Origin of the sequence: Pectobacterium versatile, from assembly GCF_020166435.1 — a bacterium.
GTDB lineage: Bacteria > Pseudomonadota > Gammaproteobacteria > Enterobacterales > Enterobacteriaceae > Pectobacterium > Pectobacterium versatile.
In genome coordinates this window covers 12404-34364 of the sequence record NZ_JAINZP010000002.1, presented here as the reverse complement: position 1 = coordinate 34364, position 21961 = coordinate 12404, and the positions used below count along the sequence as shown (strand labels likewise).

24 protein-coding genes and 1 pseudogene are annotated in these 21961 nt (G+C 50.5%); 23 read left to right on the top strand and 2 right to left on the bottom strand.

Features of this window, described 5'->3' with window-relative positions; translation table 11 throughout:
* Positions 1-2 precede the first annotated feature (2 nt).
* From K7X24_RS02955 to K7X24_RS02890, 14 genes and pseudogenes are all read left to right on the top strand, one after another.
* On the top strand, positions 3-470 hold the full coding sequence (locus K7X24_RS02955; protein WP_224552895.1) for a hypothetical protein: 468 nt from the start codon (positions 3-5) through the stop codon (positions 468-470).
* The gene (locus K7X24_RS02950) at positions 463-795 is read left to right on the top strand and encodes a nuclease domain-containing protein (RefSeq protein ID WP_224552893.1); all 333 of its coding nucleotides are present in this window, start codon (positions 463-465) and stop codon (positions 793-795) included. Before K7X24_RS02955 ends, K7X24_RS02950 begins: the two co-directional genes overlap by 8 nt.
* Positions 788-1225: a VRR-NUC domain-containing protein gene (locus tag K7X24_RS02945; RefSeq protein ID WP_224552891.1), complete on the top strand. Its 438-nt coding sequence runs from the start codon at positions 788-790 to the stop codon at positions 1223-1225. Before K7X24_RS02950 ends, K7X24_RS02945 begins: the two co-directional genes overlap by 8 nt.
* An 89-nt stretch (positions 1226-1314) precedes the next feature.
* Positions 1315-2133 (top strand): TIGR02642 family protein, encoded by an 819-nt coding sequence (locus K7X24_RS02940; RefSeq protein ID WP_224552889.1) that lies wholly within the window; start codon positions 1315-1317, stop codon positions 2131-2133.
* A 1-nt stretch (position 2134) separates the two neighbouring features.
* On the top strand, positions 2135-2530 hold the full coding sequence (locus K7X24_RS02935; protein WP_224552887.1) for a DUF6979 family protein: 396 nt from the start codon (positions 2135-2137) through the stop codon (positions 2528-2530).
* A 140-nt stretch (positions 2531-2670) separates the two neighbouring features.
* Entirely contained in the window at positions 2671-3264 is a 594-nt protein-coding gene (locus K7X24_RS02930) for an N-acetylmuramidase family protein (RefSeq protein WP_224552886.1), read from the top strand.
* Positions 3264-3584 (top strand): hypothetical protein, encoded by a 321-nt coding sequence (locus tag K7X24_RS02925; protein WP_014915656.1) that lies wholly within the window; start codon positions 3264-3266, stop codon positions 3582-3584. The genes K7X24_RS02930 and K7X24_RS02925 overlap by 1 nt, the downstream gene beginning before the upstream one ends.
* Before the next feature lie 323 nt (positions 3585-3907).
* Positions 3908-4429 (top strand): hypothetical protein, encoded by a 522-nt coding sequence (locus K7X24_RS02920; RefSeq protein ID WP_224552884.1) that lies wholly within the window; start codon positions 3908-3910, stop codon positions 4427-4429.
* A gap of 103 nt (positions 4430-4532) precedes the next feature.
* Entirely contained in the window at positions 4533-4844 is a 312-nt protein-coding gene (locus K7X24_RS02915) for a hypothetical protein (protein ID WP_155277994.1), read from the top strand.
* Between the two features lie 71 nt (positions 4845-4915).
* Positions 4916-5299, top strand: a pseudogene (locus tag K7X24_RS02910) (Gp49 family protein); the annotation flags it as partial.
* Positions 5300-5302: 3 nt separating this feature from the next.
* On the top strand, positions 5303-5860 hold the full coding sequence (locus K7X24_RS22070) for a DUF2829 domain-containing protein (RefSeq protein ID WP_318013123.1): 558 nt from the start codon (positions 5303-5305) through the stop codon (positions 5858-5860).
* 57 nt (positions 5861-5917) lie between these two features.
* Positions 5918-6790: a terminase gene (locus tag K7X24_RS02900; RefSeq protein ID WP_224552882.1), complete on the top strand. Its 873-nt coding sequence runs from the start codon at positions 5918-5920 to the stop codon at positions 6788-6790.
* A 47-nt stretch (positions 6791-6837) separates the two neighbouring features.
* Positions 6838-8502 carry a terminase gene (locus K7X24_RS02895; protein WP_224553324.1) on the top strand — a complete coding sequence of 555 codons (1665 nt, stop codon included), beginning with the start codon at positions 6838-6840 and terminating at the stop codon, positions 8500-8502.
* On the top strand, positions 8502-10646 hold the full coding sequence (locus tag K7X24_RS02890; RefSeq protein WP_224552880.1) for a portal protein: 2145 nt from the start codon (positions 8502-8504) through the stop codon (positions 10644-10646). Before K7X24_RS02895 ends, K7X24_RS02890 begins: the two co-directional genes overlap by 1 nt.
* On the opposite strand, the gene K7X24_RS02885 is transcribed toward K7X24_RS02890, so the two are convergent.
* A complete protein-coding gene (locus K7X24_RS02885) occupies positions 10643-10972 on the bottom strand; it encodes a hypothetical protein (RefSeq protein ID WP_224552878.1) in 330 nt (109 codons plus the stop codon). The genes K7X24_RS02890 and K7X24_RS02885 overlap by 4 nt on opposite strands.
* Before the next feature lie 228 nt (positions 10973-11200).
* On the opposite strand from K7X24_RS02885, the gene K7X24_RS02880 reads away from it, so the two are divergent.
* The 7 genes from K7X24_RS02880 (at position 11201) to K7X24_RS02850 (ending at position 18170) form a co-directional block, all read left to right on the top strand.
* Entirely contained in the window at positions 11201-12250 is a 1050-nt protein-coding gene (locus K7X24_RS02880) for a hypothetical protein (protein ID WP_224552876.1), read from the top strand.
* A 56-nt stretch (positions 12251-12306) separates the two neighbouring features.
* Positions 12307-13530, top strand: a complete 1224-nt coding sequence (locus K7X24_RS02875; protein ID WP_224552874.1) for a N4-gp56 family major capsid protein — start codon at positions 12307-12309, stop codon at positions 13528-13530.
* A 69-nt stretch (positions 13531-13599) separates the two neighbouring features.
* Positions 13600-13983, top strand: a complete 384-nt coding sequence (locus tag K7X24_RS02870; RefSeq protein WP_224552872.1) for a hypothetical protein — start codon at positions 13600-13602, stop codon at positions 13981-13983.
* Positions 13984-14039: 56 nt separating this feature from the next.
* A complete protein-coding gene (locus K7X24_RS02865; RefSeq protein WP_224552870.1) occupies positions 14040-14477 on the top strand; it encodes a hypothetical protein in 438 nt (145 codons plus the stop codon).
* Complete coding sequence (locus tag K7X24_RS02860; protein ID WP_224552868.1) at positions 14477-15058, top strand: hypothetical protein; 582 nt, start codon at positions 14477-14479, stop codon at positions 15056-15058. The genes K7X24_RS02865 and K7X24_RS02860 overlap by 1 nt, the downstream gene beginning before the upstream one ends.
* Positions 15058-15720: a DUF6682 family protein gene (locus tag K7X24_RS02855; protein ID WP_161547013.1), complete on the top strand. Its 663-nt coding sequence runs from the start codon at positions 15058-15060 to the stop codon at positions 15718-15720. The genes K7X24_RS02860 and K7X24_RS02855 overlap by 1 nt, the downstream gene beginning before the upstream one ends.
* On the top strand, positions 15717-18170 hold the full coding sequence (locus K7X24_RS02850) for a prophage tail fiber N-terminal domain-containing protein (RefSeq protein WP_224552866.1): 2454 nt from the start codon (positions 15717-15719) through the stop codon (positions 18168-18170). The genes K7X24_RS02855 and K7X24_RS02850 overlap by 4 nt, the downstream gene beginning before the upstream one ends.
* On the opposite strand, the gene K7X24_RS02845 is transcribed toward K7X24_RS02850, so the two are convergent.
* On the bottom strand, positions 18171-18512 hold the full coding sequence (locus K7X24_RS02845; protein WP_224552864.1) for a hypothetical protein: 342 nt from the start codon (positions 18510-18512) through the stop codon (positions 18171-18173).
* Here K7X24_RS02845 and K7X24_RS02840 point away from each other — a divergent pair.
* Together K7X24_RS02840 and K7X24_RS02835 are read left to right on the top strand one after the other, a co-directional pair.
* Positions 18502-20127 (top strand): hypothetical protein, encoded by a 1626-nt coding sequence (locus tag K7X24_RS02840; protein ID WP_224552862.1) that lies wholly within the window; start codon positions 18502-18504, stop codon positions 20125-20127. The two genes, K7X24_RS02845 and K7X24_RS02840, sit on opposite strands and share 11 nt — an antisense overlap.
* Positions 20124-21956, top strand: coding sequence for a DUF1983 domain-containing protein (locus K7X24_RS02835; RefSeq protein ID WP_224552860.1), 1833 nt, complete (start codon positions 20124-20126; stop codon positions 21954-21956). The genes K7X24_RS02840 and K7X24_RS02835 overlap by 4 nt, the downstream gene beginning before the upstream one ends.
* The last annotated feature ends 5 nt before the right edge of the window (positions 21957-21961 follow it).

Here is a 21961-nt window from a genome sequence, read left to right as displayed (position 1 = left end):
CAATGACCGATAATGCAGATTTTCCAGATGATAGCGACAACGTTTTGCAGTTCACAAAGCGCTTTGATGATAACGCTGATATCAAGGAAATGCGGAATTTTGTTGAAGCGCCGAAGCCAGAAGGGCGAACGTGCCACCATGAGCGGGTTGTGGTTTCTGAGCACGAACGCTCGGTGAAATGCCGTTTGTGTAGTGCTGTGCTGGAGCCGTTCGATCATCTGTTAGCTTTGGCGAAACAGGAAACAAAGGTGGAATGGGAACTACGCTCTTTGCGAATGGAAATTAAATCACACCGCGAAGGGCTGGGAACCTTGAAGCGTGAAGAGGCCAATTGCAAAGGGCGGATGCGGAACGCTCAAAACCGTCTCAGTGATATCAATGGGCAGATCCGCGCAGCAAATCAGGAACTTCAGTTTATGCTGAAGCGAGTGGATGATATTAAGGCGATAAAGGAGAAGGGCAATGCTTAAGTCTCCGGCTTATCGATCTAAATCCCTCCGTGATTCCGCGCGTGGGCAGGTCTGCACTTTGCAGATCTCAGGCATCTGCAACTGTGACCGCGAAACGACGGTACTGTGTCATCTGCCTAGCTCGACACATGGTATGGCCTATAAGTCGGATGATTTCTATGCAGTGTTCGGCTGCTCGGCATGTCATGACGTGATTGACGGGCGCATGCCGTATGACTGGCGGCCGGGTGAAAAAGAGGAAACGTATCTGGCCGCGCTGCATGCGACATGGCGCATCTGGTTTGAGGGAGATTTGCTGGCTGCGAAAGGGGGTAAGTTTGCGTAACGCTATTGATGCTCTATCTGCCGTCGGTAGCCAGGCAAAATTGGAGGTATGTAACGGCTCAGTGCGCAAAGTTTCCCACCAAGCTGAGCTGGAAGAACAAGCCGCGCTGATTGAATGGGCAGATAATACCGTGATTGATGGCGTTAAGATTGGGGATTATCTGCTGCATATCCCAAACGAGGGAAAGCGCGGGCCGAAGGCGGCGAAGGATGCAAAGCGGCTGGGAATGAAGAAGGGGGTTCATGATTTGTTTCTGGCGTTGCCGCGTGGGAGCTATTCTGGTTTATGGATCGAAATGAAAGCCGCAAACGGTAAAGCGTCGGCGGCACAGTTAGAATGGCAATCGCTAATGCGTGGTGTGGGGTATAGGGCTGAAATTTGTCATGGGTTCAATGCGGCTCGAACTGAGATTGAACGCTATGTTGCATAATGTGAAAGTAAATTACTAACCATTGCTATCTTTGCAATGACGTGTGCATCTAAATAGAATTAGCTCCTTACTAACAGGGGGCTGACCAAATGACCATAGCTATAGAACAACTTATCAAAATGCACGATCCGCGCTGTATGAGCATTGAATCACTGAATGTGGGGCGCGGGCGTGCAATTCTCTCCAAAGAGCAAATTCTGGGTGCATTTGCCACCGCGCAGCGCAAAAACCCCGTTGGCTACGATCTACTAATGGCGAAATACCGACATGATAGTGATGCAAGGTTTCGTATCATGGGGGCTATCTATGCGTGGGAAGGCTATGCCACGTACCAGCACCTTGAGCATTCGGATATTGCCTGCCATCTGGCAGTGAATATGGTGTTAGAGCGCAGCTTACCTGCTCAGGCGGATCAGATAGCTAGGCTGCTGCGTCGATATGGCACCCGATCATCACAAACCCGCAAGAATACCGACTCACTCAATGCCGACATTAAGCGGTTAGAGAAAAAACGCTGTAGAGATAAGGTGAGTGATGCTGATTATTTTTATATTGGTTGTGAAATAGAGCAATTGCGTGTTCGTATCAAGGCGGAGCGACAGGCGTTATATGATTGGTCGGAGCAAGAGGCGCGGCAGCGCAATACTTGCCCACGCTGTAACGGAACGGGGAAAACGCTGCGCCCAGCGATTGCCGTGTGTAATGAGTGTGGCGGTAACGGGCGAATTACGGCGACATTCGAGCATCTGCGACAATCGCTAATGGATATCTCAGGGGCTATGATTCCACGCGGTGAATGGCCGCAATATCTGGATCTGATTAAACGCTGCATGAACTGGTTGTATGTTGAAGAGTCTCAGGCAGTTAGTGCTCTCAGCACTAAAATTCATGACGAAATGGAGGCATGACATGGGGATTTATGGCGAAACAGCAGTGGCGGTAGTGCGTAATTTCATTTATGGGCAATCGCCGCAAGAGTGTTGGGTGCATGAAATAACTCGTTTTACCAGCAGCAAACCAAGCAGGAAAAAAGGTTGTCCCAAATCTGCATTTCTTGGGTTGTGTCAGGATGGCTATGTAAAAGATATTCCGAGAGGAAATTATTTACCTCCAGACAGTCCAAATAAAAAATACGCCGCCGCAGCTGCTGAAAGGTTATTAAGTGAACCAACCAGAGAATATTCTAAATCTGATTTATGGAAAAAAGCGACGGAACATTTTGATGAGGCTGCGAAAAATCAAAATGGGCAAATGGATGTTGTTCTGGCATTAAAAGACGCCGGATTACTACAGAAACCCGATTGACCTAATCGCCTATACGCGCTAAATTCCCCAAAGATACCGGAGTATGCCTTAAAAAGCTGCTCCGGTTTTTTATTGGCCAGTCCTCAAGCCTGCATGGTTCGCCCAGCAGGCTTTTTTATTTCCTGCACATAGAGCATGTTATGTCCAAAATTCTCACCCTTTTAGATTACCGAGTCGCCGCGAGTGGTTTGGGGGTTCCGGTTGCTACGGTTAAAGCGGTTACTGAAGTTGAAAGCAATGGCAGTGGTTTCCTATCAGATGGCCGTGTAAAAGTGCAGTATGAGCCGCATGTCATGTACCAGCAGTTGACGAAACATTTCGGCGGCGCTCGGGCAAATGCTGAATTAGCAAAACACCCTGATCTGGTGGGGCGTAAGCCTGGTAGTTATCAGTCCACTGATAAAGAAGATAAAGACATGGATCGGGCTGCAACGGCCATTGATCGTGGCTGCGCATTGCAATCTGCATCGTGGGGAGCATTCCAGATAATGGGCTACCACTGGAAAACCTGCGGCTACCCAACATTACAGGCCTTCATTAACGCTCAATACACAGCAGCCGGCCAGCTTGATACGTTCGTGCGCTTTATTAAAGCGGATAACAAACTGCTGTCGGCGCTGAAAAATCGTGATTGGGCAACCTTCGCCCGGATTTATAACGGCTCTGCGTATGCCAAAAACCGCTATGACACCAAACTTGAGAATGCGTATACCAAATATCAAGGGGCAGCGTAATGGAATGGCTACCCCGGCTGTGGGAGCAATTTCAATGGGCGGTCGCTGGACTGATTGGCGCGCTGATATCTGTACCGTTTCAAAGCGACCTGAGAACGGCGCGTGGGATTGCGATCTTCGTTTTCACGGGTAGCGCCTGCGCCCACTATCTGACAGGCATTGTCGGCGATTATTTCAATATCAACCCGTCGTCAGCTGGCGGGATTGGTTTTCTTCTGGGGGCATTCGGCGGTTCGCTGATTGCTGCCGTTATCAAGGCAATTGAAGCTGCCGATCTGTGGGGGCTTATCCGATCCCGGTTTGGTGGAGGTGCCCAATGATTTTCACCATCGCCTACGTCACCATTCTTCTGTGGGCTGGGTGGTGCGTGTTCAGTGACCACGTTAAAGATGGGGTAATCGGCAAACTAATGTATTCGGCACTTTCTATTTCGTGCATGGGGGCTCTGATTGGTGGAAATGGAGCAGATAGACAGGCCGATAGCATTATTTTGCTATGTATTGCGATGATAGGAATTCGGCACTTTGTCCTAAAACAGCTTAATCTGTCTAAAAATTAGTCTTTTTTGGGCTATTTTGGCGACGCTACGTGAAATCTGAATTCTTCACCCTCATCAATCCTCCCACTTTTTAACAGAGAAACCATGTTAACCACGAAAATGAAAGCGCTGCTGTTATGCGGCGGGTTGGCTGCTGCGTTCGGCGCGGGTTGGTATGCGCAGGGGTTGCGGTGGGATACGGATATTGCGCAGCGGGATAAGCAGCAATCGGAAGATATCAGCACAAGCCAGCAAGCGGTTATCGCCGGACAGTCACTTCAGTTCCATCGTTACAACGAAATCGCCAGGCAGGCGAATCAGTATGCCATCACCATCAAGGGTAAATCCGATGAGAAACAAATTATTTACCGGACAATTATCAAACATCATCCTGCTGGTCGTGAGTGCGTGCCTGATGATGTCGCTACTGGGTTGCTCGACTACGCGCACAGTCTACGTGCCAGCGCAATGCGTGCCACTGCCAGCGGAGCTGACACAGCCGGTTCTGGTGCCGCTGCCACCGAGTGCCGATTGACGTATGGGCAGGCTGTTTACTGGATCGATCCGTTGCTGGCGGCGCTTGAGCTGGCAAATGGGCAACTGAGGGCAATATCAGAAGAATTTTAATTAAAATACTTTATACAATTAGAGTGCTTGAATATACGCGGTTTGACCCCATTTAAGAAGTATCTCTCATAATGTCATGGGAGATTCTACTGGAGAATGAGCCGTGTATCCTATTTTTGATGATTTCGTTAAGGCCGTAATTCAGGACGCAAGAACAAGAATAACGTCATATTGCGGAAGTATGCTGATCGACATCGTGCATAATCGTGGTGGTGACGAAATTTTGGTTATTTGGGCTAATTATGAAACCCAAAAGGGCGAAAACTATTCTTTCCCCATTATTGATGGCGAAAAATATACTGAAGAATACAATGCCGGTAACGATTTTTCTGGGTATAAATATCAACTTGTTAATGATATGTTCAACAAAATGATACATGTTGAATCAACCCAAACTGGCCGCCCTATCCGCTAGTGGATAACGTTTTCTATGCATAGCCTCAGCACCCGCTGGGGCTTTTTTTCGTCCCAATAAAAGGTAATCCCATGACACAGGTCACCGATCAACACATTGAGCAAGAGATTAAAGCCAAAGACTTAACAGCGCCGCGTATCACACCCGAACATATACATAGCGTCATTATTGCCGAGAACTATTTCACCGCCGCTGATGGTGTGCTGGGCGCGTACAAGGTAAACAACGACGTGCATGTCGGAACGTCGCCCAGCATCCACACAGCTAATGCCCACCCGTTGCTGACCTTCTGCGTTCTGGTATTGCGTAACGGCTTCACTGTCACTGGCGAATCAGCCTGTGCATCGTCTGAAAACTTCGACGAGGAGATCGAACGCAAGATTGCCCGTCAGAACGCGGTTAACAAAATCTGGCAGTTGGAAGGATATTTGCTGAAGCAGCGCCTTTATGAGCAGTGGATGCCGCCAGAAGTGGAACTCGCCTTAAAAAGCGCTCCTGGCGAAATTATTATTGATAGAACACCTCTCAAATTTTGTGTTTCAGCACCAGAAGGGGCCGAAAACGTAATCTTGCATTGCCAACAGATGGTAAAGATCAACGGTATCCCGTTTTTCCTGATGGAAGATGTACAAGCCTATACAGGCAGTAAAGGTAATGTTGCTCTCGCATTTGAAGAGCAGCCTAATGTAGGCATGGGTTATCCCAAAGCGGAAGATACACAATATAAAGCCGCCGATTTCTCCGACGCCCTGCTATGGCTGAAAGAAGGTAAGCGCGTTTGCCGCGCCGGCTGGAATGGCAAAGATCAGTATGTGTGTGTCATCCATGCTGGAAACGCCATGTACACCAAAGGTGGGGCGTCTGCCCCGATGCAAGATTGTCTTGGGCTGAAAAACGCTCAAGGGAACATGCAGCCTGGCTGGGTGCCATCAATGGGTGACCTGATGGCGACCGATTGGCTGGTTTACGACGGAGTGGCAGGCGCAGACGAACAGCAACCGGAGTGCAGCGAGTAAGGCATTCCAGAGTCACTTCCCAGAGGTGGCTCGATAATGCTTACTCAGTAGGACGCTATGGCAAAGTACGATTGGAAAAAGCTGCTGGCCGATTATGCTGCGGCATACTCAGCAACGGGAATCTCCCCAGCGGATTGGTGCGCTCAGAATGAGGTGCCGTATAGCTCTGCGAAGCGTTACATCACGATAAAGGCTGCAACGGATTTCATTGAGCAGAATTCGCAAATTCGCAGTTCGCAAAAAAGTGATTCGCAGATTCGCAAAGAGAAGGGCGCGAATCGCAAAAGCGAGAAAAAGTGCGATGATTCTGGCGATAATGATACGGAGGAATCAGCAGACGCAGACGACAGTGACACCAGCGATCAGCAGCCTGAAACTGAACCGCAACGGGATGCTAGCGGTCGCTTTGTTAAAGGGAACAATCTGGGCGGGAATTATGGTGTTCCAGCTAATGCGTTCCAGCCTGGCAATCAAATCCCGCGCAAGCATTCTGCTTATGCCAAATATCTGGACGCCGATGAACTTTTTGAGGCGGTGCAAGAAACTGAACTGCGTGATGAGCTGATTTTCACCCGCGCCCGTGCATTGTCAGTGACGAAAACACTGAACAAAATCATGGAGGATTTGCAAAACTCGGAGTCAGTCGAAGCGCGTATCGAGCTTTACGATAAGTTCATCAAGGCCGAGCAAGGGCTCGATCGCAACATTGCCCGGATTGAGTCGATCGAGAACAGCCTGAGCAAATTACAGCTGGATGCGGTGAATGTTCCACGTCTGAGTGCTGACACGCAGCGCATTAAGGCGGCGACCGCCAAGCTGAAAGCAGAAACGGAGAAGTTGACGGCAGAAAGTAAGGATGTGACGACGCCGCTAACCGATGTGGTGCGTGATATTCATGCGATGCCGGATGATGGAATGCTGGCGCAATGACGACACCACACTATGATGCCAGCCTTGTAGAAGACGAGCTTGACGGAATGACCGAGGCGCAGCAGCGCCTTTTTATTTTGTCAAAATTGAGCAATCCATGGTGGCGGCTCAATAATCTGTACAAGATCGAGAATGAAAAAGGTCAGTTGGTCACGTTTCGGATGCGTCCGGCACAGCGCCAGCTGTTCAAGCACATGCATTACCGCAACATCATTCTCAAAGCGCGTCAGCTTGGTTTCTCCACGGCGATTGATATCTACCTGCTCGATCAGGCGCTGTTCAATAAGAACATCAAGTGCGGGATCATTGCACAGGATAAGAATGCCGCAGGTGAAATCTTCCGTACCAAGATATCGATACCCTTCGACAATCTACCTGGCTGGTTACGTTCGTCATTCAAGATTACCGAGCGACGCAGCGGGGCGAATGGAGGCTATATTTTGTTTTCTCATGGCTCCAGCATTCAGGTGGCCACATCTTTTCGCTCGGGTACGGTTCAGCGGCTGCACATTTCTGAGCACGGGAAAATCTGCGCCAAGTATCCGGCCAAAGCCAAAGAGGTGCGAACCGGTACGCTGAACGCCGTGCATGATGGTTGTATCGTGTTTGACGAATCCACGGCGGAAGGCGTGGGCGGCGATTTCCATACCATGAGCACACGGGCGCTTGAGCTGGCGCAATCTGGTGTCGATCTGACGATGCAGGATTACAAGTTTCATTTCTATCCGTGGTTCGACGATCCGAAATACGTTGCGCCCGTTCCGGCAGGTGGCCTACGCCTGAGTAAATATCACCAGGAATACTTTGCTGCGGTTGAAGCAGCAACGCGCGTCACGCTGAGTGATAAGCAAAAGCAGTGGTATATCCGCAAAGAGGTCGAGCAGGGCGAGGAAATGAAGCAGGAATTTCCTTCCACGCCGCAGGAAGCCTTCTTAACCTCTGGCCGCCGTGTATTCGCCGCCATCAATGTGATGCATGCCGAAGGGCGCTGTAGTCCTCCGTTCATTGTCTATGACGTAGAGCCTGAAACGGGTAAACGTACAAAGGTGCAGGCACTGCGCGGCGGCGATAAAGAGGAACTTCAGCGCACGTTACAAAATCATTTGCTTGTGTGGGAATTGCCAGATCCCGACGAGGATTATGCTATCGGCGCGGATATCGCCGAAGGGCTGGAAAACGGTGACCGATCTTCATTTGATGTTGTGAAGAAATCGACAGGCGAACAGGTGGCGCACTGGTTCGGTCATCTGGATGCTGAATTGTTCGCACAACTGCTGACGCACATCGGCAAGTGGTACAACACCGCTTATATCGGGCCAGAGCGAAATAACCACGGCCACGCAGTTTTGCAGAAGCTGCGTGATATTTACCCCGTTCGCGCTATTTATGCCGAGCAACACCTTGATCGCGATAACGACGACGAGACGCCGAAGCTGGGCTGGCTGACGACCAAGCAGAGTAAGCCGGTGGTGACGGAAGGGCTGAAAACATTACTGCGCGAAAAGGCCAGCGGTATTCGCTGGGTCGGCACCATCAACGAACTCAATACCTATGTCTATGACGCCAAAGGCAGCATGGGCGCACAAACCGGTTGTTTCGATGACCAGGTGATGAGCTATGCAATTGCGCAGGAAATGCGTGCTCGTATGCCAGCCAGACCGAAACTGAAACCTATCGACCGTTCTAAACCCACTCACTGGATGTCATATTGATGAACACAGCCGCTATTGACGCTGAGGCACGGCCACAGCAGCAGGATAATCGCCAGCAGGACAATCGCGACCGCTTTACGCAGCGGCAATTACTGGATCTTTCATCAGACATTGACGCGCAGCCAGACTGGCGCACCATGGCAAATACCGCCTGTGCGTATTACGACGGCGATCAGCTTGCGCCGGAAGTGGTGGCGAAACTGCGTGAACGCGGTCAACCGCTGACGATGCATAACCTGATTGCGCCAACCATTGATGGTGTTCTGGGCATGGAGGCCAAGACACGTACCGACCTGATGGTTATCGCTGATGATCCTGATGAGGAAATGGAGCAACTGGCTGATGCAGTCAATGCGGAGTTTGCTGATGTCTGCCGCTTGTCCAATATCAATAAAGCACGTTCTGATGCCTACGCTGAGCAGATCAAGGCGGGGTTATCATGGGTTGAAGTCCGCCGTAATAGCGATCTGTTTGGTTCGCGCTACAAGGTTGGAACCGTTCACCGTAATGAAGTGTTCTGGGACTGGCATAGTCGCGAGGCTGATTTGAGCGATTGCCGCTGGTTGATGCGCAAGCGCTGGCTGGATGTGGATGAGGTGAAGGCCACCTTCCCAGATATGGCGCAAGTTATCGACTATTCGATCAATGAGTGGCGCGGGTTTGTAGATACTGATATTGCCGAGGGGCAGGAGTCCGCCTTAATCAGTGCCTATGACGAGTACCAGCAGTGGAGCCGCAAGGATACTGAATGGGTATCTGCCAACCGTAAGCGCGTCATGTTGCAGGTGATCTACTATCGCACATACCAGCGGGTGCCAGTGCTTGAGTTGTCCAATGGCCGCGTTATCCAGTTCGATAAAAACAACGTGATGCACGCCGTGGCGCTGGCGACTGGGCGTGTATCGGTGGTGATGTCTCGCGTCAGCCGGATCCGCGAAGCGTGGTTTGTCGGGCCTCACTTTCTTGGCGATCGCCCATGCTTAGCGCCACAAGGTATGTTCCCGCTAGTGCCGTTCTGGGGTTATCGCAAAGACAAAACGGGTGCACCGTATGGCTTAGCCTGCCGCGCGATCCCTGCTCAGGATGAAGTGAACTTCCGTCGCATCAAACTAACCTGGCTATTGCAGGCCAAGCGCATCATCAAGGATGCCGATGCAACCAACATGACTGACAGGCAGTTAGCGGACGAGGTCGAGCGGCCAGATGGCGTAATCACGCTCAACCCCCAGAGGCACAACAAAACAACGGCAGCGGATGCTATTAATATTCAGCAGGATTTCCAAGTCGCGCAGCAGCAGTTTCAGGTTATGCAGGAGAGCATGAAACTGATTCAGGACGGGATGGGCGTGTATTCTGCCTTTCTCGGGCAGGACTCCAGCGCCGCTTCCGGTGTGGCAATCAGTAACCTCGTCGAGCAGGGGGCGACGACGCTGGCGGAAATCAACGATAACTATCAGTTTGCCTGTCAGCAGGTCGGACAGTTGCTGCTGTCGTATTTGCTGGAAGATCTGACGCGCCGGCGCAATTATTCCGTTGTGGTGAACCGTGACGATCCGCGCCGCCGTAAATCCGTCACCATCAATGAGGAATCCGAGGGCGATGGTGGCATGACTAACGATGTTTCCCGCCTGCGTGCGCATATTGCACTTGCGCCAATCCAGCAGACGCCAGCCTATAAATCGCAACTTGCCGAGCGTATGTCTCAGGTCATCACTGGCTTACCGCCGCAGGTACAGGCCACGGTACTGGATATGTGGGTCGAACTGCTGGATGTGCCGAAGAAAGCGGAGTTTATTGAGCGGATCCGCAGTGCGCTGGGTACGCCGAAAGCGCCGGATGAAATGACGCCAGAAGAACAACATGCGGCTCAGCAACAGCAACAATTACAGGCACAGCAGCAAGACCTGGCGATGCGTGAGATTGCTGGGAAAGTGGCGAAGCTGGAAGCCGAGGCTCAGCGCATTGCGGCGGCGGCTCAGCGTGAGCAAACTTTAACGAACAGCCAGCGCTTTGATGATGCGAAAACGCAGGCGGAAACCGGTCGTATCCTTCAGGATATGGAGAATACGACACGGGAAATTGAGGTGTTGAACGCGCAGATGATGCAGAACATTCAGGGTCAGATTGACGCTATCCCGACCTAAATCGGTTCTTTAAATAAATTTGACCAAAACGGATAAACGCCAAATCGATGGCGGCAATAGTACACTGTCTTGCAGAGCATGGTTTTATAGCTATACGTCAGCGCTGATAAAACCAAAAAGATGTAGAGCGTGATAGCCCACTCTGCAAGCGTCATGTTTTGTAGGCCATAATCCTGAATAAGCGCAATGATATCGGATGTTACCCCTCCTATAGAGGTTAGTGCCCATGAACTGAATGCAAATCCTGTAATTAATATCCACTTTCTGGGTTTGGTTACAGCAGTGATAAATAATATTGGAATGGTAAGAAAGTTAAATCGTTTCATGGGTATTGCTCCTCATTCAGATACGCGCTACATTCCCCAAAGATACCGGAGTATGCCTTAAAAAGCTGCTCCGGTTTTTTTATACCACAAAATCAGTATCGGCCACCTTCGGGTGGCTTTTTTGTTTGTGCCGATAAGCGTTTTTGTTAGAGCGCTTATTCGCATGGGCAGCGATACGTCCCACCCCTTTCGGATCTATCCGACAAATAGACATGCAGGAGTCACAACGTGAGTGTTGATATTGATAATTTAACAGGCGAAGAAACAGCTGAAGAGCTGGAAGCATTGTTGAATGGTTTGGGCGATGTGGATATTTCTGATGAGGCGGCGGGGGCGATAACCCATACCGGACAAGCTACCGCCGATAATCTGAATGGGCAGCAGGAAAATAAGGGCGATACCACTACGCTGACGCCGGGCGTAGCTGCACAACCACAGACGACCACGACCCAACAGTCAACTGATGCTGATGGCGGCAATAGCACCGTGAAAAGCATTCTCAGCCGGGATGGTAAACACACTATTCCTTATGATGTGCTGGAAGCGGAACGTGCCGAAAAGCGCCGCTTGTCTGAAGCGAATCAGCGAACCTCTACAGAATTAGTTGAAGCTCAGCGTCAACTGGAAGTCTTTACGCGCCAGATTAACGATGCAGGTTTACAGCCTGCGCAGTTGCCGGAGAAAGCTAAGATTACGCCAGAGCAGATCGCTACCGTGCGTGAGAGTTTCCCTGAAGTGGCGAATGTGCTTGATGCACTGACACAGAAAGTGGAATACCTGCAATCTGCGCAGCCAGTACCTGTAGTTTCTCAACCTGTTAATGACAACCCTGCGATGGCGGCACTGGATGCCACGCCAGATCTGAAAAACTGGCAAGGTAGCGATCCAGACCGCTTTACGTTGGCGGTGCATATCGATGAAACACTCAAACTTGATCCCGTGTGGAAAGATAAACCGTTAAATGAACGATTCGGTGAAGTCGTGAAGCGAACCCGCGCCGCTTATGGTGAGTCTGTGGAGAGTGCACCTCAACAGCCCATGCAAGCCGCGCAACAGCAACCGACAACTGAAGAGCTTCAGCAAAAAGCAGCAGATCTGCTGGCGAAAGCAAATGCCTCGTCACAACTGCCTGCGTCACCATCAGATGTCGGCTCAACGACGCAACATACTGCATCACCACTGGAGCAGGCGGCTAATGCCGATCCCGATCAATTGCAGGCGATGTTTGCTGGCATGACCGATGCGCAGATTGAAGCGCTGTTAGAACAAGCCATCTGACGTTACTCACATCATCCAACCCGCCGCGTGCGGGTTTTCTTTTTTAGGGAATCAACATGACTACCATTACCTCCGCCCAGGCGAATAAGTTGATGCAGGTTGCGCTGTTCACCGCAGCTAACCGCAACCGCTCGTTCGTTAACATCATGACGGAACAGCAGGAAGCGCCAAAGGCGGTAACGCCAGATAAAAAAGGCGTGAAGCAAACCAGCTATACGGCGCCAGTGGTGCGTATCACCGATCTGCAAAAGCAGAAAGGCGATGAAGTGGATATGCAAATCGTCCACAAACTCAGCAAGCTCCCGACAATGGGCGATGCGAAGTTGGAAGGGCGCGGTGAAAACCTCGCGTTTGCGGATTTCTCTCTCAAGATTAATCAGGGCCGTCACCTGGTTGATGCGGGCGGTAAAATGTCCGAACAGCGTTACAAGCACAATCTGAACAAAACCGGCCGTACTTTGTTGGGCACTTATTTCAATGATCTGCAAGATCAGTGCGCGACGGTACATCTGGCGGGCGCACGCGGTGATTTCATCGCTGATGACACCATTCTGCCGCTGGCGGGGCATGGTGAGTTCGGCAAAATCATGATTAACGATGTGCTGCCGCCAACCTATGATCGCCATTTTTACGCCGGTGATGCGACCAGCTTTGAAAGTCTGGATGCTGCCGATATCTTCAATTTGGGTGTAGTCGATAGCCTCTCTTTGTTTATCGATGAAATGGCCCACCCGCTTCAGCCCGTCAAAATGTCGAAAGACGAAATGGCGAACGACGATCCGTATTACGTACTAAACGTCACGCCGCGCCAGTGGAATGACTGGTACACCTCCACGTCGGGTAAAGATTGGCAGGCGATGCTGTCGCGCGTTATTCAGCGATCTAAAGGTTTCGATCACCCGCTGTTCAAAGGTGAGTGCGCAATGTGGCGAAACATTCTGGTGCGCAAGTACACAGGGATGCCGATCCGCTTCAATTCGGGCTCTCAGGTCGCTGTATCTAACAATGATCTGGCGGCCACTGTTGCACTGAAAGAAGCAAAAACTACCATTGACCGCGCTATCTTGCTGGGTGGTCAGGCGTTGGCGAATGCTTACGGCACGGGCGAGGGCGGTGGTCATTTCGGTTACCACGAAGAGAAAGTCGATCACGGCAACGGCACGGAGATTTCAGTGCGTTGGATCAACGGCCTGAAGAAAATCCGCTTCCAGCAGAAAGATGGTCGCATGAGTGACCACGGCATTATCGTCGTTGATTCCGCGATCTCTACGGGTCGTTAATCCATCCCCCTAATCCCCACATAACAGCAGGTTTCGGCCTGCTGCTTTGTTCTATCAGGAGAAAAATTTATGGCAACGATTCAAGCGCCGTCCATGCGTGACGCTGTGTACCAAGGGCCACAGGGCAATCTGTCTTTAGCAGAAAGCCAGATTGTGCTGGCTACCGCAGCCGTTGGCGATGTTGTTGAGTTATTGGAAATGCCGATCGGTATGCGGATTTATTCTGTTGATGTCGTCAGTGATGCGCTGGGTGCCAATACCACTGTAGCGATCAAGAGCGGTAATCAGACACTTGTCGCGGCCGCGAGTCATGCAGCGGCGGTGGCGAAATCTGTACCCGTTGTGCCGTACAGCACGGCGATCAGTGGTGAGAAAATCACCGCTACGATTGCTGGTGGTGCCGCAACGGGTCGTCTGATCGTCAATGTGAAATATGTTGCGGTAGGCTACTAAGCCGCCTCTCTAACTATCCAGCCCACTCCGGTGGGCTTTTTTATAAGGATTCAAAAATGGCAGAAGTTTCTGTTGTGTACATCGGTGGTAAAGACAAAAAGCGCGATACCGTGACAGGTAGCCGCCTGATCTTCCCCCGCCTTAAACCCGTCAACGTTGAAAGCGGGATTGCTCACCAGTTGCTGGAATTCCCTACCGTATGGGTACGTGAAGACCAGGTAACATCGGTGTTGGCACAGTCTGCTGAGGACGAGACATTAAAAGCCCAGTTGGCGGTGGAAGAGCTGGCACGCCAGAAGGCTGAAGCTGAAGCGAATAGCTGGGTGGTCAAAATCGGTAACGATGATGTCGATTTGGCAAAACTGACATCCGTCCAACTGGCGACGCTGGTTGAAGCGGAAGATTTGGCGGTTCTGAAGCAAGGCGCTCAGGAAAAAGTTGATGATTTCCGCGCACGCGTTCGTGAAGCTGTTAAAGCAAAGGGCGCTGAATAATGGCATCGCTTGACGCATTCCTGCCAGCGATCCGTAAACATATTAGCGGGCCGTTAGATTTCATGATGCGGCAATCTGCATTGGAAGCCGCTATCACGTTCTGCCGTGAGTCACTGTTTTGCCGTGAATCGCTGGTGCTGACAGAGATTGAATCTGGCGTAACGCTCACGTTGACGGAGAGTTTGGAAGTGAAGTGCGTCAAGCGCTTGTTGGTTACCGATATCAGCAACCCTGATGAGCCAACTGTACTAATTGCGGGCATAGACTTTACCGTGATTTCGGCCAATCACGTTGCGTTTACGCGACCGTTTGGCCGTATCATCATTCTCTTTGCCGTAGAACCTCGGCGTGATGTAGATACCGTGCCTGATGCGCTGGCCGACGATTACACGGATGTGATTGCTGCCGGTGCGTTAGAAGACCTTTACCTGATGCCGGGTAAGCCGTGGAGCGATCCGCAACGAGCGGCGTATTTCAAATCCATTTTCACCGATGGTTATCGACGCGCCTATCGTGATGCGCTTGATAACTCCCCGATAACCGGTTTCCACAATCCAGTCCGTAAACACGACTTCTACTAATGACAACGATTAACGACATGATCGGCAGAGCGAACTCGCAACTGCTGGATTCGCTGTGGCTGCGCTGGCCTAAATCCGAGCTGCTGGATTATTACAATGATGCGATTAACGCCGTAATCATCATCAGGCCAGATGCTGGGGCATCGATTGAGACATTCGATTGCGTGCTGGGTACGCGACAACATTTGCCCGAGGGCGCGATACGTTTACTGGAAATTACGCGAGTAGTCGGAGGGCGTGCGATTCAACCGTTTCCGCGTGATGCGCTCGATTATCAGTATCCCGATTGGCACAGCATAGCGGGTCCGATTGAGCGCTATTGCTACGACGAACAGACGCCAAAAACCTTCTTTGTATTTCCTGGCGCACTGGCTGGTGCGCAATTGGAAATTAACGTAGCGCGTTTACCTTCTCCTGCCAGTATTACCGACCTATCTCCGCAGAGCGCTCGGTTATTCCCTCTTGATGAGCTGTACTTTAACCCTGTTCTTGAGTTCATCCTTTTTCGCGCCTATGGCAAAGACGCAGAAAACGGCAATAACGCGATGCTGTCATCCCAGCACTATCAAACCTTTGTCGATCTGCTGGGCGTCAAATCACAAACTGATACCGCCGCCGGGCAGAAAAAGCAGGCGCAATATAACGGGAGTTCGCAAGCGTGAGTGTATTAATCAGTGGCGTATTAATGAATCCGGCCGGCGTTCCTGTTTCTGGTGCTGAAGTCACCTTTAGCGCGCTGACCAACGGGCCTTCGGTATTGAATGGTTTTTCTGCATCTGTTATGACCGATCAGGATGGCAACTACGCTATTCCGTTGGAGATCTGCGAATACGCTATTTCAATCCAGAGTGATGGCTACAATTCGGTCTATGGTTCCGTTTCTATTAATGAGAAATCGACGCCGACGACGATCAATGCGTTATTAAAACTGGCTGCGATGGAACAAACCGTTACGCCAGCAATCATTGTCTATTTCCGTGAGATTCAGACGGACGTTGCCGCGAAGCTGGCGGCGATACAAACGCTGAATAACAGCGCCGCCGCCGCCTCGCACGATGCTACCGCTGCCAAAAATGAGGCAGCACAGTATGCCCAAAACCTCAGTGCGGCAGTAACGCAGGCACAGCAAGCTAGAACATCAGCGACCGCTTCAGCCAGTACTGCTACGGCAGCTAAAAATGCGGCGGAGACAGCGGCGGGGAATGCTCAGGCGACGCTGTCAGATACAATGAAAAAGTCCGCGAATGGTTCTGATATTGTTAGTGCTGAAGCATTTCGTGCAAATATCGGTTTAGAGGTTCAGACATCATCTACTGACGCTACACCAAATAGAATATTGAAATTGTCCGCAAATGGCGAGGGGGCGTTTGGACTGGGCGGCAAGGGCGGGCAACGGACATTTAATAATGAAGCCGCGCAAGTGGCGTTCATGAATTCTGCGGCAAACGGTAGTCAGATATTTAGACCGAGTACATTTCCGGCAAGTGCGGAATCAACGCTACTGAAAACATACGGTCCTGTATTTTTATTTAAATCAGCCGACACATGGGGCGCAATTAGTGTCGGTCATCACCCTGCTAATAGCAATGTGGAGCAAAGAAAGGGTGTTCGGATATTAGCTGGCGCAGAGGGTGGGCCACTGCCTGTTGTTTATGATCTGTGGACAAATCAAAACATAACTCTGGCGGGGATGTACGCAGACAGAGGGTCGCTTGGTACTACTGATTTAGATACGTTATTCGGCTCTGACTATAGAGGTAATTGGTATCAGAGCGTAACAGCAACGGCTACATTGGCGCGAAACTATCCAATTTTAAGCGCGGGGAGCCTTGAGATTCAGTACACCGGAGCCAACATTGTAGGTACTGTTCAGCGGTATACAACTCACGCCAGTAACAGAATATTTATTCGGTATAAATTGGATAGTGCAGGGGCGTGGTCTGCATGGAATGAAATTTGGACAAGTGCAAATTTACCAAACCCCATGACGCTAGACACGTCACAAGTTATTACTGGCCTTAAAGTTTTTCAAAATTCTGCGGTCGCGTTTCGTCAATTAGTTGCTAACGGAGTTTTGGTACTAAATGGTCAAACTCCAACAGGTGTTAATATATTTGAGTTGGGACGGACAGCTGCAAATAGTACAACAGTGCAATTAATTAATACCGCAGTCGCAAGCGGACTTGTTTTGTTAGATAACGGCTCAATACGACTATCGACGGCATTAGGCGGCGTAGCAGTTGTGAGACGGAGCGGTTCGGATTATACAATTTGGGATGCTGGAAATTTAGCAAATCCAGCGCAGCTAGGCGTTGCGCAGACATTTTCAGCGATGCAAATATTTAAATCGAATCAAACTCCGTTACGAATTTTAGCGCCGAACCTAGGCGACCCTGTTTTTATTCCATTCTACGACTCAGACGGGGTAACTAGAAAAGGTTGGGTCGGTCGAGGCTCAACTAATGTCAACACTATACAACTAAACAACGATGCTACGGGCTCTAGTATTCAGCTAATGAATACAGGTGACATACGCATAACTCCGACCACCGGAGAGGTGTTTCACGGAAACCAGCGTTTTTTAGTTCAAGGTCGTAACGCAGTTGCAGATTCCAGCGGTTTTTGGAAAACAGCCAGCCCAGTCATCAATATTTATGCTGACGGCTCATTCACTGCTACATATGAGGCTGAAGGCGTGGATGTTGAGCGGTTGAGCGAGGGTGTCTACAAAATCACTGGCTGTCAGGGTATGCACCCCGATGCCGCATGGAACGGCATCGATGGCGGTGTGAGTAATCCGAGATGCAGGAACGGGCAGGAACTGACGTGGAACAACTACGAAGTTGATGACGACGGCTCTGTGACTGTCTACACGTTCCATCGCGTACACTCTGACGCGATGCAATTCGCACAAAATCGTCTGACGCTCGACAAAGCTCCGTTCGACCCTGAGCTGGGGCATACACCAGATATGGAATGGCCGGACCAGACGCCGATCGACGTCCCAAAAGGGCTATTCATTCAGGTTCGCGTCAATATGCCTGAACCCGAGCCTGTAAAGCCAGCTGTCAACCACAGCAACGTTTACTGCAATAGCGTCTCACCTACCTGATCACGCAAAAAACGATAATTGCTCAGCAATGATATCGAGCGCACTCTCCAGCGTTTCTACTGGATCTGTGTGAATCGCTGGTGCATCAGTTTCGCCGATGTGTACTGCGACATAAAACCCCGAATCTTCTATCACTGCATATGCTCCAATGGGGCAGTCTGTCAGCATGTCATGTTCATCAAGTACGCAGATTGTCGTTCCGTGATAATCAATGGTGTGCATATTCAATCCTTTTAAATTGCGTAGGTGAAAGATACGCGCTAAATTCCCCAAAGATACCAAGCCTCGCCTTAAAAAGCGGGGCTTTTTTGTTTTCTGCTTCAGGATCATTATGGCGACCATTGATATCACCACAATGCGCGGAATGATGCCACGCATTGTTGAACACCTTTTGCCTGAATCTAACGCGACGGTGGCGGAGAGCTGCCACTTTCGGCATGGTGTTATCACCCCTATGCTGGATGATACAGATCAGGGCAAAACCTTTACCTTCAAGCCCAAAACCATCTTCCACTATCGGGATAGCTTCTGGTTTGCCTGGAACAAGATTGTTGACGCAATCCGCAGTCCGGTCGCTAATGATGATTATGGGCGCGTTTATTACACTGACGATGAATTTCCGAAGGTCACATCTGCACAGATTGCGACGGGCGGTAACGGCAATTATCCCTCGGCATTTTTCCGTCTTGGTGTTCCGGTGCCTACCAACCCGATCGGCATTGGCACCATCACGCCGCCGGCTGACGTAGAAGAAGATGATCCAACGGATGATGAAACGCGCTTCTACACCGAAACCTACGTTACGGCATATGGTGAAGAGGGGCCGCCGGGGCCAGCTTCTGCGGAGTTAACGATAAAGTATTCTGGGAGTTCGGTGGAACTGAATTTGCAACCACCCGGACAGCAGAACAACAACATCACCAAACGCCGGATTTATCGATCGGCGACCAGCAGTCAGGCAGCGGATTTCTTATTGGTGGCCGAGCTGGATATTGCCGTCGGTGTATTTGTCGACGATCTGTCAAATGCTCAGCTTAGCGCTTCACTGGAGACTTACGACTATTACATGCCACCGGATGGCATGATTGGTTTGTGCATGATGTCTAACGGCATTGCTGCTGGGTTTAAAGGCAATCAGGTGATGTTCAGTGAAGCCTATTTGCCTTATGCCTGGAAAGACAGCAACAAGCAGACCACGCAGGATGATGTTGTGGCGATCGCGCCAGTGGGTACAACGCTGGTCGTCGGTACGAAAGGTATTCCCTCTATTTTTTCAGGCATCACACCGTCGAATATCACGTCAACGCATTCCCTGATCGCGCTGTCCTGCGTCTCACGTCAATCAATGGTAACGATGGATGGTTTCGCGTTGTATGCCTCGCCGAATGGCCTTGTTTCTATCAGTGCCGATGGTGCGGCGACGATTGCCACGGCGAATATCATTGAAGCTAAGCAGTGGCGGAAAGATTTCAACCCGACAACGATCCGGGCTTGGCGCGTGGAAAACGAATATCTGGCTCTGTATGACACAGATAACGGCGTGGCGGGATTTATTTTCGATCATGCCAGCATGGATATTCGCCACATCACGACGTCGTTTGATTCGGCTTACAACGATCCGACGGGTGATACGCTCCATATCGTGAAGGGGCGGCAGCTATATACGTTTAACGATGGCGCTTTCAACCTGAATATGCGCTGGCGCTCGAAGCAATATCTGGCTCCGGCGAATACGGCCTTTTCCTGCCTGCGAGTAATGAGCAATGCGTTATCGCACGTCGGCGTCATTCTGCATGTTGATGGCCGCTCAGCGTTGCATTTGCCGCCGGGCAGCCTGCGAGAGTCGTTAGTTAAGCTACCTCCCATTCGTGGTAAACGCTGGCAGGTTGAAGTCTACGGCAGCGTGCAGGTAGACCGGATTACGTTAGCTACATCGATGCAGGAAATGACAGCATGACGGCAAAGTTTAGAGCGGGCAAAGACCCGTCGGCGGTTTTAGAGAACGTTGAAACGCTGACCGGCCAACGTGGTGACGGGCGCAATCGCGCGGTGACGTATGGTGATTTGGCAACCCTCGGCCTGGCTAACCTGCGTGTGGGAGCGGGTGGCAAAACATCATTATCACCAGGTGGTGGCAAAGGAGATGGCGGGGGCGGGGGAATACAAAAACCGGTTCGGCCAACTAATTTCAAAGCCACAGGTGGATTTGCTTACGTGTTGCTTGAGTGGGATATGCCTAATTATCGCGGTCGCTCACTGACGGAAATCTACCGTTCTCCTGAAGACAACCTGGCAAATGCGGTGCTGATCGCCAGTTCTGCGGCGGGTGTTTACGGTGACCCCGTTGATCCAGGCTGGAAAGGGTACTACTGGATACGGCACGTTAACTCGTTGGGTGAGCCGGGACCGTTCAATGATTCAAAAGGCACCTACGCACAAACGCATCCCGATCCGGCGGCCATCATAGAGGTGATTACGGAACAGTTGAATGCGTCGCCACTGATTGCCAATCTTACGGATAAGCTGGAAACAAACACAAAGAATATTGGCACGGTTGATTCAAATGTAAAAACGCTATCTGAATCGGTGAAGAATCAAAACAGTGCGATGGCAAAACGGGTAACCGATGTTGAAACGTCATCACAAAGCAATATGTCAGCGGTAAGGGAGTTATCGCAATCGGTCTCCGATCAGTTCTCATCATCAGCGGAACGTGTTGAAAAGGTAGAGGCTGCAACGAGAGAAAATAATGCAGCGGTGCAGACAAATGCAAAAACCATCACTGAAATGGATAAAAATGGTTCAGCGTCATATCGGGCGATGTGGAGCACGAAAGCACAAGCTGGAGATGTAAAAGCAGGGATCGGCATTGTGGCCGGTCGTGATGCAAACGGTAATACCATTAGTCAGGTAGCGGTGGCCGCCAATCAATTCTTTATCTTCGATCCTAATAATCCCAGCGATAAAACAACCTATGCGATCCCCTTTGCGGTCGTAGATGGAAAAGTGGTTATTGATGAATTAATTGCCAAAGATGCTGTGATAAAAATATTGGCCGCGCAAACTATTATTGCTGACAGCGTGAAGGCGGGGATTGAAATAGTTTCTCCGTATATAAAAACGGCTCGGATTGAGAGTGGTAATTTTACCGTTGATCCGAACGGTAATATGACGGCGACGAATGCAAATATTGAGGGGCGGGTAGTTGCTACGTCAGGTTCGTTCTCAGGAAGCGTCACTGCGACAGACGGAAGTTTTCGCGGCACAGTGCATGCAACTGATGGGGAATTTCGAGGAAGTATTTATGCCACCGATGGTGTGTTTCGGGGAACAGTCTACGCAACAGATGGCCGATTTGAAGGCACTGTTTATGCAAACAAAATCGAAGGGGATGTGATGCAGGTTTATCAGATGCCACCCATCGGACACAACCAAACCCGATCATTCAGGTATAACGGGGGGCAAGACCAAATAATGGTTATTTCCTCTGCGGCGATTAGTATGACCCTCACTGCGAAATCAACTACGGTTTTAAATGGATATCTAGATCTCCTGATTAATGGACGGGTTGTATCTACTCTATCGGGTGTTGTTGGAGGTGGTGCTACTGGGCCAGGTGTGACTGCTGGAGAGAAATCAGTCAGCTATGTTAAATCCTTTTCTGCTGAAATTCCCGCTGGCTCATCAAACGTCCTTATTCAAGTAAGAACCAGAGGCGATGCAAATTGCAGCGCGGAGGGGATTTTATTCATGGTTTCGCGAAAGAACTCTAGTGCGTTCTCGTAGCCGTA